The sequence below is a fragment of the Halomonas saccharevitans genome, from assembly GCF_900116405.1.
In the GTDB taxonomy this organism is placed as follows: Bacteria; Pseudomonadota; Gammaproteobacteria; order Pseudomonadales; family Halomonadaceae; genus Halomonas; species Halomonas saccharevitans.
Genome location: NZ_FPAQ01000009.1, coordinates 1 through 16844 on the forward strand (window position 1 = coordinate 1; position 16844 = coordinate 16844).

The following is a 16844-nucleotide window of genomic DNA, read 5'->3' on the forward strand; positions in this document are numbered from 1 at the left end:
ACGCAGCCGGCCGACAACGGCGGCGATCATGCTCGGCAGGCGCTTCGTCCACTTCCACGCGGTACGGCGCCGGTGATCACTGAGCGTCTGGGCCTGTTCAGGATCATAGCCACCTGAGGTGGCGTTGCGGCGCAGTTCACGACTGATCGTGCTGCCGTGGAGGCCCAGCTCCCTGCCGATCTGGCGCTGGCTGATGCCCAAGTCATAGCGGGCGTGGATCTGGTATCGTTGGATCTGGGTCAGCTGTCGGTATCCCATGCTCTGCTTCACTTTGGTCGGTAAAGCAGGGAGGGTATCGGCGCTGGCCCTCCTACCTCTACCGTGTGGTCCAAAGCGCTGCAGTTATTCTATGAATCCAGGATCTTAACACTCCCACTCAAAGCTCATCCCAAGTGTCGATCCCATCACCCGAAGAACCGCTACTTTCAAAAAGTTTATCAATATCCGCAATTTTGTTTAAATTCATTACGGCTTCACTGCTATAGTTAAGGCCAGCATTACCACCTGCCCTAAGATCATAGCCACCACCGTGGCCATGAGAATCTTCCGGCTTCAGCTTAACTATCCCTCCATACAGATTAAACGTTCCATTTGCGATATCAAACTCACCCCCCTCTTCGACGATAATCAATCCTTCATGATGGGCCGTACCATTAGCCTTATTAATATATCCTCCATCACGAACGATTATGATACCTGCAGTATCTACACTTCCATTGATTTTTACACCTCCCGTTATTTCTATCACAACTGGATTGCTCCGACTGCCATGCGATCCCATTTTGTTATTTTTTTTGCCTCCATAAGAAGCAACAGGTGCAGGCAAATTTTTTACCAATTCTTCCCATGCCTTTCGCCGATCTTCATACCCATCTCTATCAGGCAAAAAACCAGCAAACTCAGGCACTGAATCCAAGCCATCATCCGAAGGGTAGCGACAACTTTGACCGCTACAGTTGAAAGATTGTCCAGCCACAGGGTGGTCATCCCCATCCAAAGCGTTATCAGCATCAACCCGACTTTCTTCACAACCGAACCCAATGCAGGTAAAAACTGCGTCAAGGCCACCCCCCCCCTCCGGATAAGAAAAAACCAAATACCTCTCTGATAAAATGTCACTGGAACCATCTGCAATTACATAGCCTCGCGACAAGACCCTGCCCTCTCCATCATAATTACATCTCACCACATCACTCACAACAGAATATCCAGAATCATAGCTTTTTTTAAAAACATCTTCCCGCCAGGAAACATCAACTATGTCAACCTCGCCAGCGGAAATATCTGCACACTCCTCTTCAGAATCCGGTATATCATTAAAGCTCAATAAAGATAGCGAAGATGAAGCACCAGCTTCTGCAGCCATATGCGCTTCGGATAATGCCTTATAGTTGCCAGCCAATCGCTCTTCCACCAGCGAGGACTGCATACCGGAAAGGCCTATCATCAGCGACATGGTAAGCATGGAAAGAACGACGACCAGTGCAGCACCACTCTGCTTTTTCATAACTTACCCCCTGACCAGCCAGATACTACTGGACTGCTTGCGTACGATCCATGGCATGGAAACCAATAGGAGAAGCTTCACCAGCCAGCGTAAAGGTGATGCAAAAAAGGCCAGTCACACCATCACAGTCTTTCTCAACATTGAAATTATTATCGCACCCATCCTCAATAGACAAACCATCGACAATAGGCTCATTGGAATCTTTGTCATAGAGGGAGCAGCTCTCACCATCTTGAGATACCTTGACCTCATAGTTATGTTTGACATCCTCACCACGCCGTGCCTCTCGGACCAGAACATCCGCAGCAAACATCAACGTAGCCTGCTTATCACTCAACTCTTCAATTTTCTGAAAATTCTGGAACCCTGTGAGAAATAACTGCCCAGCGCCGAGAATGATAACGAGCCCGATCAGCAGCGCCACCATGAGCTCTACTAGCGAGAAACCCGACTGTTTCATGTTCAGTCCGAAAGAATTTGGCATAGCCTGCCTACCCGCTCAATACCGGAAGCCGAAATCGATAAACAAAGTCACCTTTACCACCTCTTATGGAAACCTCATATTCACAATCTGCTAGAGAATTACCACCCGCATCTTTATCTCGCAACTTAATTCCATTACCTTTTAATACCTTACCTTCTCCGAACCAAGTTGACTTCCACTCGCCCTCAATAGTGCTCAAAGCATCCTCATAAGACGGTTTCAGCCCCGGGCACCAATTTTCATTGCCAGCCAAATACCCCCATACTCGCTCCTGAGCATCAACAGCAGCTAAGCTAACAACAGATCGCTGATACCCCATATGCGCACTCTTTAGGGCATTGAGCTGCATGGCCGCCACGCCCAGCATGCCGATGGAAAGCACCAACAAGGCAACCAGTGCCTCGATTAGGGTAAAGCCGCGCTGACGTCCAACCATCATGAGCCACCTCTACCGACTCTCCCAAAGCCACTGATATAAATAGCTTTACTGCCAGCACCACTATAGCTAATCGTCAATGTACATCCATCTTCGCAATAAGAGCTCTTGACTATCCGCCCCAGCTTGTTAAATGACACTTCTTCACCAGCACCCTCGCCGTTGCTCAGTGCGACAGTGCTTTTCAAGCTATCACGACTCCTCAGCGCACCACCGTTAAACACTACTTCATAAGAGTTAATTTTCGGCTTTAAAGAAACATCCTGTCGCCGCTTAACAGCCTCGCTACGCGCAAGATGGAGCCCAGACAACATCTCATTATAGTCGCTAGCGAGCTGGCTACTCGCCATCATTCTTTGAAAACCGGGAACGGCAATAGTAGCCATAATGATGATCACGGCGACAGTGACCAGAAGTTCGATCAGCGTGAAACCTTTAGCCACCTTCACCAGCAGCCCCCACCATCTGGCGACTTAACTGCGCTAACTTTAGTTGGAGCAGTGTCAGAACCCCGCTGCCCAAGACTATCTACCCAAATAGTCCCACAGTTTTCTGGCACTCTTCCAGAACCTGTCGCTGAAATCACAAAAGCTGCACCGTCGTCATAAACTTTTACTACAGGGCTTGGGCTTTTCGTATCATCAGAAAAATAGGGACTTTGCTCGGATAAAGTATCGTTGATCGCGATAGCCTCATACTTATATTTTGACGTGTAACGCCTTTCCATCCGCCCCGCCGCTTCCATCAAAGCCGATTTTGCTTCAGCCAAGTTTGACCGCTCCACATATCCCTGATAACTCGGATACGCAATCGACGCCAGAATGCCGATGATGGCGACGGCGATCATCAGCTCGATCAGCGTGAAGCCGGCGCTGAGCCGGGGGCTGCCTTTGGGGCTCTGAGGCTTGGGTCGGGGCTCTGAGAAGGTCACGCCGCGCGTCTCCCTGGGAGTCAAGGCATTTGTTTCAGTATGTATCAAGACTTAGCGCTCTGATAGGGTACACGATCAAAAACGTCATGCGTCGTACATGAGTATTGCCCTACGCGAATGCGTCAACGGAGTGGCGTTGCAGCGCCGCTAGGCTAGCTCTCCTCGCGATGGCGTCGCGGTCCCCTACCCTGGGATGCAGAAACGCCGCCGTCAGGTTCCTGACAGCGGCGTTTCTATCTCGGCACGAGAAAGGGTTCGCTACTCGCTGGCGATGACCCGCTCGCGTAGCTCCCGAGGCATCGAGAAGGTGATGGTCTCCTCGCGGCCGGCGAGCTCCTCGGGCGCGGTGGCGCCCAGCGCCTGCAACCGCTCGATCACGCCCTTGACCAGCACCTCCGGTGCGCTGGCACCCGCGGTCACGCCGATGGCGCCAACCCCCTCGAGCCAGGCAGAGTCGACCTGATCGGCGCTGTCGATCAGGTAGGCCGGAGTGCCGACCCGCTCCGAGAGCTCACGCAGACGGTTGGAGTTGGAGCTGTTGGGGCTGCCCACCACCAGCACCAGGTCCGCGCCTTCGGCCAACTCGCGCACGGCGTCCTGGCGGTTCTGGGTGGCGTAGCAGATGTCGTCCTTGCGCGGCCCCTCGATCTCGGGGAACTTGGCGCGCAGGGCGTCGATGACCCGGGCGGTATCGTCCATGGAGAGCGTGGTCTGGGTGACGAAGGCAATCCGGCTCGGGTCCTTGACCTCGAGCTTGGCAACGTCCGCCTCGTCCTCGACCAGGTAGATCTGGCCGCCATGAGACGTGTCATAGCGGCCCATGGTGCCTTCCACCTCGGGGTGACCCTCGTGGCCGATCAGGATGCACTCCTGGCCGCGGCGGGCGTAGCGCAGCACCTCCATGTGTACCTTGGTGACCAGCGGGCAGGTGGCGTCGAACACCTTGAGGCCGCGCTCTTCGGCCTCCTGCTGCACGGCACGGGAAACGCCGTGGGCGGAGAAGATCACGATGACGTCATCGGGCACCTCGTGAAGTTCCTCGACGAAGATCGCGCCCCGCTCGCGCAGGCTGTCCACCACGAAGCGGTTGTGCACCACCTCGTGGCGCACGTAGATCGGCGGGCCGAAGACGTCCAGCGCGCCGTTGACGATATCGATGGCGCGATCGACCCCGGCGCAGAAGCCGCGCGGATTGGCCAGCTTGATCTGGGTGGGATTGCGTTGCATGTGGGCCTTGCCTCGATGCCTGGGCATCACGTCATGGGAGATGTCGGCGGGTGGGGCTATCCCGCGGCGCCCCACCTCCCGATAAGCTCTGGAACAGCGTTCTAGTGGGTAGTGGCGGGCTTCACATCCAGCACTTCCACTTCGAAGGTCAGGGTACGCCCCGCCAGCGGATGATTGAAGTCCACCTCAACCTGCTCACCCTCGATGCTCTTGATCACGCCGGGCAGTTCGCCGCCGGCGGCGTCGGCGAAGGACATCACCATGCCCACTTCCGGCTCGTCGCTCTCGAAGTCGTCACGCTTGAGCATCTGGATGTTCTGCGGGTTGTGCTGACCGAAGGCGTGCTCCGGAGTGATCTCGAAGGTGCCGCTCTCGCCGGTGGAAAGTCCCTTGAACGGATGCTCGAAGCCGGGCGGCAGGTTGCCATCGCCCACCTTGAACGTCGCGGCCGCCTTGTCACGGGTGGAATCCACCACGGTGCCGTCTTCCAGGCTGAGGGTGAAGTGAAGGGTCACTTCCATGCCCTCGTCGATACGGAGTTCCTGGGATTCCTGATGGCTCATGGCGTGTCTCTCAATCAGTGCGTGCGATGGGTGCGTGCGCGAAAGGTCGCGATCGTCTCGATGTCGATGATCCGGATATCGGGGCGCCGGGCCGGATTCTCAACCGCGCCGCCGGGCCCGGCGGCGCTCGGCGAAGAGCGACTCCCAGATCAGGCCGATGGCGCCGAGGGTGATGCCGATATCCGCCACGTTGAAGGCCGGGTAGTACCAGCCGGCCGCATGGAAGGAGAGGAAGTCCACCACGTAGCCGTGCACCAGCCGGTCGTAGAGGTTGCCCAGCGCCCCGCCGATGATCAGCCCGAGCGAGACGCCGAGCAGCGTCTCGTCGGCCTTGAGGCGGCGCATCCACACCGTCAGGCCGATGCTCGCCCCCACGGCGATGGCGGCGAACAGCCAGCGCTGCCAGCCGGGATGGCCGGCGAGGAAGCTGAAGGCCGCACCGGTGTTGTGCAGCAGCGTCAGGTTGAAGAACGGCAGCACCTCCACCGGCCGCGCGTAGTCGAGCAGCCCGCTGGCGAGATACTTGGTGCTGAGATCCAGCACGATCAACGCCACGGCCAGCCACAGCCAGCGCAGTGGCTGGCGCATGGGCGCCGTGTGATCCTGACCTGTCTGCCGTTCGCTCATGCGCGCCTCGCCTTGCTGGGACATCGAACTTCTCCTGCGTGAGCCTTAGGCAAACTGGCGCGTCTCGCCGGGACCGTCCGGCAGGTTGCTGATGCAGCGCCCGCACAGGTCAGGGTGCTCGGCATGAGCGCCCACATCCTCGCGATGGTGCCAGCAGCGCTCGCACTTGCCGTTGGCGCTCTCGGCCACGGCCACCTTCAGCCCTTCGAGCTCGGTGGCCACGGCCGCCTCGCTTGCTTCGGGCTTTTCGCTATTAGACAGGGGCGCCAGGCGCACTTCGCTGGTCAGCATCACGAAGCGCAGCTCGTCGCCCAGCCTAGCCAGGGTCTGGCGCAGCTCATCGTCGACGTACAGAGTGACCTCGGCGGCCAGGCTGCCCTTGATCGCCTTGGCGTTGCGGGCGTCTTCCAGGCACTTGTTGACGGCCTGCTTGACCTCGAGCACCCGCTCCCAGAAGTCGCGACCCATGGCGGCGTCATCCGCCAGGGTGTCGAGCCCGGTGTAATACTCCTCGAGCAGCACGCTGTCGCCACGCTTGCCGGGGATGTTCTCGTAGATCTCCTCGGCGGTGAAGGAGAGGATCGGGGCCACCCAGCGCACCAGCGCCTCGACCACGTGATAGAGCGCGGTCTGGGCGCTGCGACGGGCCACGGAGTCGGCCTGGGTGGTGTACTGGCGATCCTTGATCACGTCCAGATAGAAGCCGCCGAGCTCCCGGGCGCAGAAGCCGTGCACCTGCTGGTAGACGTCGAGGAAACGGTATTCCTTATAGGCGACCTCGATGCGCGCCTGCAGCTGGGCGGCGCGATCGACCACCCACTGGTCCAGGGCCAGCATCTCGTCGAAGGGCAGCACGTCGCGCTCGGGCGCGAAGCCATTCAGGTTGGCCAGCAGGAAGCGCGAGGTGTTGCGGATGCGCCGGTAGACGTCGGCGGTGCGCTTCAAGATCTCGTCGGAGACCGCCATCTCGCCGGAGTAGTCGGTAGAGGCGACCCACAGGCGCAGGATGTCGGCGCCGAGCTTGTCCATCACCGCCTGGGGCGCCACCACGTTGCCCAGCGACTTGGACTGCTTGCGGCCCTTCTCGTCCACGGTGAAGCCGTGGGTGAGCAGCTGCCGGTACGGCGCGTGGCCGTCGATGGCGGCGCCGGTGAGCAGCGAGGAGTGGAACCAGCCGCGGTGCTGGTCGGAACCTTCCAGGTAGAGATCGGCGATCGGCCCCTCGGCATGGCCGTGGGGGTGCGAGCCGCGCAGCACGTGGCGATGGGTGGTACCGGAGTCGAACCAGACGTCCAGGGTATCGGTAACCTTGTCGTAGTCGGCGGCCTCCTCGCCCAGAAGCTCGGCGGGGTCGAGGCGGAACCAGGCGTCGATGCCTTCGGCCTCGACGCGCTTGGCGGCCTCTTCCATCAGCTCGACGGTGCGCGGGTGCAGATCGCCGGTGGCCTTATGCAGGAAGAAGGGGATCGGCACGCCCCAGTTACGCTGGCGCGAGATGCACCAGTCCGGGCGGTTGGCGATCATGCTGTGCAGGCGCGCCTTGCCCCAGGCGGGGGTGAAGGCGGTGGACTCGATGCCGTCCAACGCCCGCTCGCGCAGGGTGCGGCCGTCCTTGCCCTTTACGTCCATGCCCACGAACCACTGGGCGGTGGCGCGGTAGATCACCGGCGTCTTGTGGCGCCAGCAGTGCATGTAGCTGTGGGTGATCGGCGTATGGACCATCAGCGCGCCGACCTTCTCAAGCTTGGCGACGATCTGCGGGTTGGCCTTCCAGATCATCTGGCCACCGAAGTACGGCAGGTCATCGACGTAGACGCCGTTGCCCTGCACCGGGCTCTCGATCTCGTCGAAGCTCATGCCGTGGGCGCGGCAGGTGACGAAGTCGTCGACGCCATAGGCCGGGGCCGAGTGGACGATGCCGGTGCTGCCCACTTCGGACTCCACGTAGTCGGCCAGGTAGACCGGCGACAGGCGGTCATAGAAGGGGTGACGAAAGCGGATGCCGTCGAAGGCCTCGCCCTTGGCCGTGGCGATCACCTCACCCTCGAGGCCGTAGCGCGACAGGCACGACTCGACCAGCTCCTCGGCCAGCACCAGCAGCCGCGCGCCGGTATCTACCAGGGCGTAGGTAAAGTCCGGGTGCATGTTCAGCGCCTGGTTGGCGGGAATGGTCCAGGGGGTGGTGGTCCAGATGACCACGGCCGCGGCCTTGGGCAGCGTCTCCAGGCCGAAGGTGGCGGCCAGGCGGTCGGCGTCCTCGATCGGAAAGGCCACGTCGATGGCGTCGGACTTCTTGTCTTGATACTCCACCTCGGCCTCGGCGAGGGCCGAGCCGCAGTCGAAGCACCAGTTGACCGGCTTCAGGCCCTTGAAGACGTAGCCCGCCTCGACCATGTCGGCCAGCGCCCTGATCTCGCCCGCCTCGTTGACGAAGTCCATGGAGCGATAGGGGTTGTCCCAGTCGCCGATCACGCCCAGGCGGATGAAGCCCGCTCGCTGGTCCTCGATCTGCTCGGCGGCGTACTCACGGCACAGCGCGCGGGCCTGCTCGGGCTCGAGATGCTTGCCGTGAGTGGTCTCGACCTTGTGCTCGATGGGCAGGCCGTGGCAGTCCCAGCCGGGCACATAGGGAGCATCGAAGCCGGCCAGGTTCTTCGACTTGACGATGATGTCCTTGAGGATCTTGTTGAGCGCATGCCCCAGGTGAATGCTGCCGTTGGCGTAGGGAGGGCCATCGTGGAGCACGAAAAGTTCCCTGCCCTGGCGCTCCTCGCGCAGGCGATGGTAGAGATCCATCTCCTTCCACTGTTCCACCCGGGCGGGCTCGCGCTTGGGCAGCATGCCGCGCATGGGGAAGTCGGTTTCTGGCAGGTTCAGAGTGTGCTTGTAGTCGCTCATATCCTGGGGGTCAGCCGTCGTCGTGGTCGGCGGGCTCACCCGCCGAGGAATCGGAAGTCACGGCCTCGCGCGCCAGCGGCGCCGATGCCAGAGGAAGAGAATCGTCGTGCGTATCGCCCACTGCGCCATTCGAGGACGCGTCGGCCGCCAAACCGGCACCGGGGTGCTGTAGACCGTAGGCACCGGTACCGGGGTGCTGTGGACCGTTCGCACCGGCAGCGGGGTGCTGTCGAATATCGGCACCGGGAGCGGGGTGCTGTAAAAAGTACTCCCGAGCCCGCGCCAGATCGCTGCGGATCTGCGCCTTCAGCGCCTCGAAGTGCGCGAACTTCACCTCGCCGCGCAGCTTGGCGCAAGGCAGCACCGTCAGGCGCTCGCCGTAGAGGTCGCCATCGAAGTCGAACAGGTGCACCTCGAGCACCGGACGAGTGCTTCCCACCGTGGGACGCCAGCCGATGTTGGCCACGCCGTTCAATCGGCGACCGTCGGGCAGCTCGGTCACCACCACATAGACGCCCTGCAGGGCCAGCGAGTGGGTCGGCTGGGGCAGGTTGGCGGTGGGCACGCCGATGGTGCGGCCGAGCTGACGGTCCGGCACTACCCGGCCGCCCAGCCGGTAGGGGCGGCCCAGCAGGCGCGCGGCGGCGGCGAAGTTGCCGCTGGCCAGCAGGGTGCGCACCCGGGTACTGGAGACGCGCTCGTCGGCGATGGTGAAGGTGCGGGTGTGTTCGACGCCGAAGCCCCTCGCCTGCCCCACCTCGGTCAGCAGGTGGAAGTCGCCGCGCCGATCGCAGCCAAAGCGGAAGTCATCCCCCACCACCAGGTGGCGCACGCCGAGCCCGTCGATCATCACGCGGTCGATGAATTCACCGGCGGTGAGGCTGCGCAGGGCATCGTTGAAGGGCAGGCAGAGGATGCGATCGACCCCGCACTCGCCGAGCAGCGCCACCTTGTCGCGCAGCCGGGTCAGCCTGGGCGGCGCCTGGCCGCCGGCGAAGAACTCGCGCGGCTGGGGCTCGAAGACCACCACGGTCACCGGCAGGCCGAGCCGGGCGGCCTGCTCGCGACACTGCTCGAGGATCGCCTGATGCCCGCGGTGCACGCCATCGAAGTTGCCGATGGTGGCCACGCAGCCGCGATCCTCGTCGCGCAGGTTGTGCAGACCTCGAATCACTCGCATGGGCGTCATCACGCTGGGAAATAAAGTGTTCGATTATAACGGACCGAGGGCCCCTTGACAGCCGGCGCGGCTTGGTCTTTCCCCGCGACCTCGTGACGGCGCCGAACGCGGCCCGTTACCCCCGCATCCGGAAGTGGCGAAGCCGCAGGCCGAAGGCCGCCAGCCAGGCGAAGTAGACCGTCGCGCCGGCCGCGACCAGCCCCGCCATCCAGGCGGCGCGGATCCAGACGCTCCACGCAAGCCAGGCCTGCCAGTCCGGTGCGAGCCACCAGAGCCCGCCCCCCATCACCGCGCAGCCGCCGAGCAGCTGCACGGCGTAGCGCCCCCAGCCCGGCTGGAAGACCAGCACGCCCTGCTTGCTGAGCAGCCAGCCGAGCAGCCCGGCGTTGAGGAAGGCCGAGAGCGCCGTGGCCAGCGCCAGGCCGGCGTGGGCCAGCGGCCAGATCAGGATCAGGTTGAAGACCATGTTGGCGACCATGGCGACGATGCCGACCTTGACCGGCGTCTTGGTGTCCTGGCGGGCGAAGAAGCCAGGCGCCAGCACCTTGATCAGCATGAACGCCACCAGCCCGACGGCATAGGCGCGCAGGCTCATGGCGGCCATGGTGATGTCGCGTTCGGTCATGGCGCCGTAGTGGAACAGCGAGATCAACAGCGGCTCAGCCAGCACGGATAGCGCCACGGCGGCGGGCAGGCCGAGCAGCAGCACGGTGCGCAGCGCCCAGTCGAGCATCGCCGCGAAGTGCTCGCCGGACTGTTCGGCGTGGCGCCGCGAGAGCGCCGGCAGGATCACCGTGCCGATGGCGATGCCAAACACCCCCAGCGGCAGCTCCACCAGGCGGTCGGAGTAGTAGAGCCAGGAGACGCTGCCCGCGGCCAGCAGCGAGGCCAGCACGGTGTCGAGCAGCAGGTTGATCTGCGACACCGAGACCCCGAACAGCGCCGGCGCCATCAGCCGGAGGATGCGCCGCACCCCGCTGTGGGCGAAGTCGGGCCAGGGCCGCGGCAGCAGCCCCAGTCGCGCCAGAAACGGCACCTGGAAGGCCAGCTGGGCGCCGCCGGCGATCAGTACGCCCCAGGCCAGCGCCATGGCCGGCTGCTCGAACAGCGGCGTCAGCAGCAGCGCGGCCCCGATCAGCGACAGGTTGAGCAGCACCGGCGTAAAGGCCGGCACGGCGAAGCGGTTCCAGGTATTGAGCGTGCTGCCGGCGAAGGCAGTCAGCGAGATCAGCAGCAGGTAGGGAAAGGTCAGGCGCAGCATGTCGGCGGTCAACGCCAGTTTTTCCGGGTCGCGACCGAAACCCGGCGCGAAGGCCCACACCAGCCAGGGGGCCGCCAGCATCGCCAGCGCCGTGATCAGCGCCAGCACCGCCGTGAGGCTGCCGGCCACTGCATCGAGCAGCTCCTTCACCTCGCGCTTGCTGCCCCGGGTGGCGACCTCCGAGAGCACCGGCACAAAGGCCTGGTTGAAGGCACCCTCGGCGAACAGCCGGCGCAGGAAGTTGGGGATCTTGAAGGCAACGAAGAAGGCATCGGCGCCGTCGCCGGCCCCGAAGAGGGTCGCGATCACCACATCGCGCACCAGTCCCATGACCCGCGAGAGCATGGTCATCACGCTGACCACCAGGCCGGAGCGCATCAGGCCGCCCGCCTTGGGCGCCACGGCGCGATCGTCGTCTGCGACCACTGGCGCAGCGTCGGGCGCGGTGGGCTTGTCGTCCCGGGACTCGGGGGGCTGCTCGTGATCCATCACCGTCTACTCCTCGTGCGGCGCGCTCGGCAAGAATAGCGGACACAAAAAAACCGGCCGCAGCCGGTTTTTCTGCTGGCGCTCGGCTGGCTTACGCCGCGAGAGCCTTGACGCGCTTGTTCAGGCGGCTCTTCATGCGAGCAGCCTTGCGCTTGGACATCACGTCCTTGTCGGCGATGCGGTCGATGACCGGCTGCGCCGCCTTGAAGGCACCCATCGCCTCGGCGTGGTCACCGCTCTGGATGGCCTTGATGACGCGCTTGACGTAGGTACGAACCATGCTGCGCTGGCTCGCCTTCATTACACGACGACCTTCTGCCTGACGGGCACGCTTGCGGGCTTGCTTGCTGTTAGCCACTGACTGTCTCCTTGGAGAAAGTTGTTGCCACCAACTGGGGGTGACATTTGATAACGTTTTGATCCAACAGGGAAATAAAAAAATCCCCGCCGGCCTGGCCATCTTTCCCGACGGCGCGAGTGAGCGCCATCGTCTACGGGCCGTGTCTGAGAGGATGGCGTATCCTATCACGCGCCCCCAGGGCTTGCCAGCCCTGAACACCGGCAGCCCAGGCGCCACCAGCCCGCACCGCGCGCGGCCCGAGCGGAGCGCCGGATCACCCGGCGGCGCCCTGAAGCAGCCTAGAGCACCACCAGGTTGTCGCGGTGGATCAGCTCCGGCGCTTCCATGTAGCCGAGGATGGCCTCGATCTGGTGGCTCGGCTTGCCGACCAGCAGGCGAGCCTCGTCGGCGCCGTAGTTGACCAGCCCCTTGGCCACGCGCTGACCGTGCTCGTCGACGCAGAGCACCATGTCGCCGCGGCGGAAGTCGCCGCTGACGCCGGTCACGCCCACCGCCAGCAGGCTGGAGCCGCTGCTCTTGAGCACCTTCACCGCCCCGGCGTCCAGGACCAGGCTGCCGCGCACCTGCAGCTGCCCCGCCAGCCAGCGCTTGCGCGCCGCCATCGGCGCCTGCTCCGGCAGCAGCAGGGTACCCAGCCGCTCGCCCTCGGCCAGCCGCGTGAGCACCGCCGGCTGGCGCCCGCTGGCGATCGCCGTGACCGCCCCGGAACGGGCCGCCAGCCGAGCGGCCCGCACCTTGGTAGCCATGCCGCCGCGCCCCAGCGCGCCACCGCCGCCGGCCACCGCGGCCAGGCTCGGATCGTCGGCGCGCCCCTCGGCGATCAGCGTCGCCGAGGGGTTGCTGCGCGGATCGGCATCAAACAGCCCCTCCTGATCGGTGAGGATCACCAGGGCATCGGCCTCAAGCAGGTTGGCGACCAGGGCGCCGAGGGTGTCGTTGTCGCCGAAGCGGATCTCGTCGGTGACCACGGTGTCGTTCTCGTTGACCACCGGCACCACCCGCAGGCCGACCAGGGTGCGCAGCGCCGAACGAGCGTTGAGGTAGCGCTTGCGGTTAGAGAGGTCGTCGTGGGTCAGCAGCACCTGGGCGGTCAGCAGGTCGTGGCGCGCGAAGTGGCCTTCATAGCACTCGGTGAGGCCGTTCTGCCCCACCGCCGCCGCGGCCTGCAGTTCATGAACCGCCGAGGGCCGCACCTGCCAGCCCAGGCGCACCATGCCGGCCGCCACGGCTCCTGAGGAGACCAGCACCACCTCGATGCCGCGGCGGTGGAGCTCGGCGATCTGGTCGACCCAGCCGCCGATGGCTGCCTCATCGAGGCCGCGACCGTCGTTGGTCAGCAGCGCGCTGCCGATCTTCACCACCACCCGGCGGGCGCGCTTGAGCGCCTCGCGACCGATCACCTGCTCGTTGTCTTCCATCCGACCCTCGGTTCACCGTCGACAGGCGCTCGGCCTGCATGCTGCCTCAGGGAGCGTATTCGATCTCGACGTCGTGATCATCGTCGTCATCGAAGTCGTCGTCATCGTCAACGTGCGGGCGCTTGCGACCCAGGCGGGCCTCGGTGCGCGCCACGGCCTCTTCCTCCATGCGCGAGCGCATCTCGCGAACCCGCTCGGCGGCCTCCTCGTCCTCGTGCTCCAGCCGGCGCTGCTCGGTGAGCCAGCGGTAGGCGGTCTGCACCAGGACATCGGTACCGTCGCTTCCGATCGCCGAGATACGAAACACCGGACCCTGCCAGCCGAGCCGGCGCACGATCTCGTCGACCGTCGCCTCGCGCTCCTCGACCGGCAGCAGGTCGAGCTTGTTGAGCACCAGCCAGCGCGGCAGCTCGGCCAGCGCCGGCGAGAACTCGCCCAGCTCGTGGATGATCGCCTCGGCGGCCTGCACCGGGTCGGACTCGTCGAAGGGCGCGACGTCCACCACGTGGAACAGCAGCCGGGTGCGGGTCAGGTGCTTGAGGAAACGCAGCCCGAGGCCGGCGCCGTCGGAGGCGCCCTCGATCAGGCCAGGCACGTCGGCCATCACGAAGTGCTCGTGCAGGCCGAGCTTCACCACGCCGAGGTTGGGCACCAGGGTGGTGAAGGGGTAGTTGGCGACCTTGGGCTTGGCCGCCGACACCGAGCGGATCAGCGTCGACTTGCCGGCGTTGGGTAGACCCAACAGGCCCACGTCGGCCATCACCTTCATCTCCAGGCGCAGGTTGCGCCGCTCCCCCTCGGTGCCCGGCGTGGTCCGCCGCGGCGCGCGATTGGTGGAGGACTTGAAGTGGATGTTGCCGAGCCCGCGGCGTCCCGCCTGGGCCACCATCACCACCTGGCCGATCTCGGTGACGTCAGCGATCACCTCGAGGGTATCCTCGTCGATCACCGTGGTGCCCACCGGCACCTTGACGTGCAGGTCCTCGCCGGCGCGCCCGCTCATCTGCCGACCCCGGCCGGGCTGACCGTTCTGCGCCTTGTAGAAGCGCTGGTACTTGAAGTCGATGAGGGTATTGAGGGCATCGTCACCGATCAGGTAGACGTTGCCGCCATGACCGCCATCGCCCCCGTCGGGGCCACCCTTGGGGACGTACTTCTCGCGGCGGAAGCTCAGGCAACCATTGCCGCCATTGCCGGCTTCCACGATGATCGAGGCTTCGTCGACGAACTGCATCTGTCACTCTCCAGGCGGCCTGTGCCGCCATGATACAAGAAGGCCCCGCCTGGGCGGGGCCTTCTCGCTGCAAGTGCCGGTGGTCTCAGGCAGAGACGATACTGACGAACTTGCGGTTCTTCGGGCCCTTGGTCTCGAACTTGACCACGCCTTCGTCCAGGGCGAACAGGGTATGGTCCTTGCCGATACCGACGCCGGTGCCGGCGTGGAACTTGGTGCCACGCTGGCGCACGATGATGTTGCCCGGGTTGACGACCTGGCCGCCGAAGAGCTTCACGCCAAGGCGTTTGGATTCGGAATCGCGACCGTTACGTGTGGAGCCCGCTGCCTTCTTATGAGCCATTGCAAATACCTCGCTCGTTCAGGGGGTCAGCCGCTTACGCGGAGATCCCGGTGATCTTGACTTCAGTGAACCACTGACGGTGGCCCTGACGCTTCATGCTGTGCTTACGGCGACGGAACTTGATGATGGTCACCTTGTCACCACGGCCGTGAGACACGATCTCGGCCGCCACCTTGGCGCCCTCGACCAGCGGAGCGCCGATCGTGACGTCCTCGTCGTTGCCCACCAGCAGGACCTCATCGAACTCGATGGTGTCGCCGGTCGGTACTTCCAGCTTCTCGAGCTTGAGAGTCTGGCCTTCCTGAACGCGGTACTGCTTGCCACCGCTCTTGATCACTGCGTACATGCTTTACTCTCCAGGACTCATCGGGTGTTGGCTCTTCATCGACCTGCTGCGAGTGGCGCCTCTCTTGGCAGCCATCTGACAGGGAGCATGATGAGTGGGGTCGCGGATTATAACCGCGCGCGAGATCGCACACAACCCGCACCGCGCGCGCCTCTATTCGCCGCCGCGGCCCGCTCAGGCCCCGCCGCCGCCGCGCCTTGACGCCCCCATGGGGGGCCCATAGCATGACCGGCAACCCAAGGCCACCAGGGCTATCTCGCCCCGGCCCCACCTACTCGTCGATACCGCCTCCATGCCAGCCAACGCCCCGCCCCAGTCGCCCAGCGCCACCGCCAACTCGTCGCTTCATGCGGTCGTTGCCGACGACTTCGCCGCCGTGAACCGGACCATCCTGGACCAGCTCGCTTCGCGCATCCCGCTGGTGGAGACCATCGGCCAGTACATCATCGAGAGTGGGGGAAAACGGCTGCGCCCGCTGCTGGTGCTGCTGGCGGCGCGCTCGCTGGGCTACGCGGGCGACCGGCACGTGACGCTCGCCACCCTGGTCGAGTTCATGCACACCTCAACCCTGCTGCACGACGACGTGGTCGACGAATCGCACATGCGGCGCGGCAAGGCCACGGCTAACGACTCCTGGGGCAACGCCCCCTCGGTACTGGTGGGTGACTTCCTCTATTCGCGCTCGTTCCAGATGATGGTCGAGGTCGGCTCCATGCGCATCATGGAGGTGCTCTCCCAGGCCACTTGCACCATCGCCGAGGGCGAGGTACAGCAGCTGACCAACGTCGGCAACCCCGACACCGACGAGGCCGCCTACTTCGAGACGATCCAGGGCAAGACCGCCATGCTCTTCGAGGCGGCCTCCCACAGCGGCGCCATCCTCGCCGACGCCACCCCGGAGCAGGAGGTCGCCCTGCAGCATTACGGCCGCTACTTGGGCCTGGCCTTCCAGCTGATCGACGACCTGCTCGACTACCAGGGCGACGCCGAGGCCATGGGCAAGAACGTCGGCGACGACCTGGCCGAGGGCAAGCCGACCCTACCGCTGATCCAGGCCATGGCGACCGGCACGCCGGAGCAGCGCACGCTGATCCGGCGTGCGATTCGCCAGGGCGGCCTCGACCACCTGGATGAGGTGCTGGCGATCGTGCACGACACCGGCGCGCTGGAGTACACCCGGGCTCGCGCCGAGGAGATGGCCGACAAGGCGCTGGCACAGCTCGACGCCCTGCCCGACAGCCCCTACCGAGACAGCATGGCCCACCTTGCCCGCCTGGCGGTGGATCGCCAGAGCTGAACGACGGGCATCGCACAAAGCCGCCGCGAGGGCTTGCACCCCGGCGCGGTTTGCGTATAATGCCGATCCGTCGCCAGCAGTTACGGCGAACATCGGAGTATAGCTCAGCTTGGTAGAGCGCTGCCTTCGGGAGGCAGAGGTCGTAGGTTCGAATCCTGCTACTCCGACCAAAGAATTCAGTAAAAACGGCCACTTAGCTCAATCGAGCGGTGGCCGTTTTTCGTTGCGTTCCTGCGTTACGA

At 63.8% G+C, this 16844-nt stretch carries 18 protein-coding genes and 1 tRNA gene; 2 read left to right on the forward strand and 17 right to left on the reverse strand.

Going from position 1 to position 16844, the window contains the following annotated elements:
• The 17 genes from BM388_RS05760 to rplU all read right to left on the reverse strand — a co-directional run.
• On the reverse strand, nucleotides 1–258 hold a 258-nt coding region (locus tag BM388_RS05760; RefSeq protein ID WP_139233900.1), incomplete at its 3' end, for a helix-turn-helix domain-containing protein.
• 118 nt (nucleotides 259–376) lie between these two features.
• On the reverse strand, nucleotides 377–1507 hold the full coding sequence (locus BM388_RS05765) for a pilus assembly PilX family protein (RefSeq protein ID WP_089848130.1): 1131 nt from the start codon (nucleotides 1505–1507) through the stop codon (nucleotides 377–379).
• 25 nt (nucleotides 1508–1532) lie between these two features.
• Nucleotides 1533–1967: a PilW family protein gene (locus BM388_RS05770; RefSeq protein WP_217641046.1), complete on the reverse strand. Its 435-nt coding sequence runs from the start codon at nucleotides 1965–1967 to the stop codon at nucleotides 1533–1535.
• A 31-nt stretch (nucleotides 1968–1998) separates the two neighbouring features.
• Complete coding sequence (gene pilV, locus BM388_RS05775) at nucleotides 1999–2430, reverse strand: type IV pilus modification protein PilV (RefSeq protein WP_245781471.1); 432 nt, start codon at nucleotides 2428–2430, stop codon at nucleotides 1999–2001.
• Nucleotides 2427–2876, reverse strand: coding sequence for a GspH/FimT family pseudopilin (locus BM388_RS05780; protein WP_089848134.1), 450 nt, complete (start codon nucleotides 2874–2876; stop codon nucleotides 2427–2429). Before BM388_RS05780 ends, pilV begins: the two co-directional genes overlap by 4 nt.
• Complete coding sequence (locus tag BM388_RS18170; protein ID WP_281245178.1) at nucleotides 2873–3358, reverse strand: type IV pilin protein; 486 nt, start codon at nucleotides 3356–3358, stop codon at nucleotides 2873–2875. The genes BM388_RS05780 and BM388_RS18170 overlap by 4 nt, the downstream gene beginning before the upstream one ends.
• A gap of 258 nt (nucleotides 3359–3616) precedes the next feature.
• The gene (ispH, locus tag BM388_RS05790; RefSeq protein ID WP_175535043.1) at nucleotides 3617–4585 is read right to left on the reverse strand and encodes a 4-hydroxy-3-methylbut-2-enyl diphosphate reductase; all 969 of its coding nucleotides are present in this window, start codon (nucleotides 4583–4585) and stop codon (nucleotides 3617–3619) included.
• Between the two features lie 101 nt (nucleotides 4586–4686).
• Nucleotides 4687–5148 carry an FKBP-type peptidyl-prolyl cis-trans isomerase gene (gene fkpB, locus BM388_RS05795; protein WP_089848138.1) on the reverse strand — a complete coding sequence of 154 codons (462 nt, stop codon included), beginning with the start codon at nucleotides 5146–5148 and terminating at the stop codon, nucleotides 4687–4689.
• A gap of 99 nt (nucleotides 5149–5247) precedes the next feature.
• Nucleotides 5248–5799 (reverse strand): signal peptidase II, encoded by a 552-nt coding sequence (gene lspA, locus BM388_RS05800; protein WP_425431909.1) that lies wholly within the window; start codon nucleotides 5797–5799, stop codon nucleotides 5248–5250.
• A gap of 21 nt (nucleotides 5800–5820) precedes the next feature.
• Complete coding sequence (gene ileS, locus BM388_RS05805) at nucleotides 5821–8673, reverse strand: isoleucine--tRNA ligase (protein ID WP_089848140.1); 2853 nt, start codon at nucleotides 8671–8673, stop codon at nucleotides 5821–5823.
• Nucleotides 8674–8683: 10 nt separating this feature from the next.
• Complete coding sequence (ribF, locus tag BM388_RS05810) at nucleotides 8684–9853, reverse strand: bifunctional riboflavin kinase/FAD synthetase (protein WP_089848142.1); 1170 nt, start codon at nucleotides 9851–9853, stop codon at nucleotides 8684–8686.
• A 115-nt stretch (nucleotides 9854–9968) separates the two neighbouring features.
• The gene (murJ, locus tag BM388_RS05815; protein ID WP_245781474.1) at nucleotides 9969–11492 is read right to left on the reverse strand and encodes a murein biosynthesis integral membrane protein MurJ; all 1524 of its coding nucleotides are present in this window, start codon (nucleotides 11490–11492) and stop codon (nucleotides 9969–9971) included.
• Nucleotides 11493–11694: 202 nt separating this feature from the next.
• Nucleotides 11695–11961, reverse strand: coding sequence for a 30S ribosomal protein S20 (gene rpsT, locus BM388_RS05820; protein WP_089848146.1), 267 nt, complete (start codon nucleotides 11959–11961; stop codon nucleotides 11695–11697).
• Between the two features lie 281 nt (nucleotides 11962–12242).
• Entirely contained in the window at nucleotides 12243–13382 is a 1140-nt protein-coding gene (gene proB / locus BM388_RS05825; RefSeq protein ID WP_089848148.1) for a glutamate 5-kinase, read from the reverse strand.
• 46 nt (nucleotides 13383–13428) lie between these two features.
• Nucleotides 13429–14616 carry an Obg family GTPase CgtA gene (gene cgtA, locus BM388_RS05830; RefSeq protein WP_089848150.1) on the reverse strand — a complete coding sequence of 396 codons (1188 nt, stop codon included), beginning with the start codon at nucleotides 14614–14616 and terminating at the stop codon, nucleotides 13429–13431.
• Nucleotides 14617–14701: 85 nt separating this feature from the next.
• Nucleotides 14702–14959: a 50S ribosomal protein L27 gene (gene rpmA, locus BM388_RS05835; protein WP_089714316.1), complete on the reverse strand. Its 258-nt coding sequence runs from the start codon at nucleotides 14957–14959 to the stop codon at nucleotides 14702–14704.
• 34 nt (nucleotides 14960–14993) lie between these two features.
• A complete protein-coding gene (gene rplU / locus BM388_RS05840) occupies nucleotides 14994–15305 on the reverse strand; it encodes a 50S ribosomal protein L21 (protein ID WP_089848152.1) in 312 nt (103 codons plus the stop codon).
• Nucleotides 15306–15597: 292 nt separating this feature from the next.
• Between rplU and ispB the strand changes: the two genes are divergently transcribed.
• Both ispB and BM388_RS05850 read left to right on the forward strand, forming a co-directional pair.
• On the forward strand, nucleotides 15598–16602 hold the full coding sequence (gene ispB, locus BM388_RS05845; RefSeq protein WP_089848154.1) for an octaprenyl diphosphate synthase: 1005 nt from the start codon (nucleotides 15598–15600) through the stop codon (nucleotides 16600–16602).
• A 93-nt stretch (nucleotides 16603–16695) separates the two neighbouring features.
• Nucleotides 16696–16772, forward strand: a tRNA-Pro gene (locus BM388_RS05850).
• Nucleotides 16773–16844: the final 72 nt, after the last annotated feature.

What these genes read in the sequence shown, in the direction of transcription:
- BM388_RS05765 (WP_089848130.1), bottom strand. Translation starts at nt 1,507, where the DNA reads ATGAAAAAGCAGAGTGGTGCTGCACTGGTCGTCGTTCTTTCCATGCTT.
- BM388_RS05770 (WP_217641046.1), bottom strand. Translation starts at nt 1,967, where the DNA reads ATGAAACAGTCGGGTTTCTCGCTAGTAGAGCTCATGGTGGCGCTGCTG.
- pilV (WP_245781471.1), bottom strand. Translation starts at nt 2,430, where the DNA reads ATGATGGTTGGACGTCAGCGCGGCTTTACCCTAATCGAGGCACTGGTT.
- ispH (WP_175535043.1), bottom strand. Translation starts at nt 4,585, where the DNA reads ATGCAACGCAATCCCACCCAGATCAAGCTGGCCAATCCGCGCGGCTTC.
- fkpB (WP_089848138.1), bottom strand. Translation starts at nt 5,148, where the DNA reads ATGAGCCATCAGGAATCCCAGGAACTCCGTATCGACGAGGGCATGGAA.
- lspA (WP_425431909.1), bottom strand. Translation starts at nt 5,799, where the DNA reads ATGTCCCAGCAAGGCGAGGCGCGCATGAGCGAACGGCAGACAGGTCAG.
- ileS (WP_089848140.1), bottom strand. Translation starts at nt 8,673, where the DNA reads ATGAGCGACTACAAGCACACTCTGAACCTGCCAGAAACCGACTTCCCC.
- ribF (WP_089848142.1), bottom strand. Translation starts at nt 9,853, where the DNA reads ATGCGAGTGATTCGAGGTCTGCACAACCTGCGCGACGAGGATCGCGGC.
- murJ (WP_245781474.1), bottom strand. Translation starts at nt 11,492, where the DNA reads ATGCGCTCCGGCCTGGTGGTCAGCGTGATGACCATGCTCTCGCGGGTC.
- proB (WP_089848148.1), bottom strand. Translation starts at nt 13,382, where the DNA reads ATGGAAGACAACGAGCAGGTGATCGGTCGCGAGGCGCTCAAGCGCGCC.
- cgtA (WP_089848150.1), bottom strand. Translation starts at nt 14,616, where the DNA reads ATGCAGTTCGTCGACGAAGCCTCGATCATCGTGGAAGCCGGCAATGGC.
- rpmA (WP_089714316.1), bottom strand. Translation starts at nt 14,959, where the DNA reads ATGGCTCATAAGAAGGCAGCGGGCTCCACACGTAACGGTCGCGATTCC.
- rplU (WP_089848152.1), bottom strand. Translation starts at nt 15,305, where the DNA reads ATGTACGCAGTGATCAAGAGCGGTGGCAAGCAGTACCGCGTTCAGGAA.
- ispB (WP_089848154.1), top strand. Translation starts at nt 15,598, where the DNA reads ATGCCAGCCAACGCCCCGCCCCAGTCGCCCAGCGCCACCGCCAACTCG.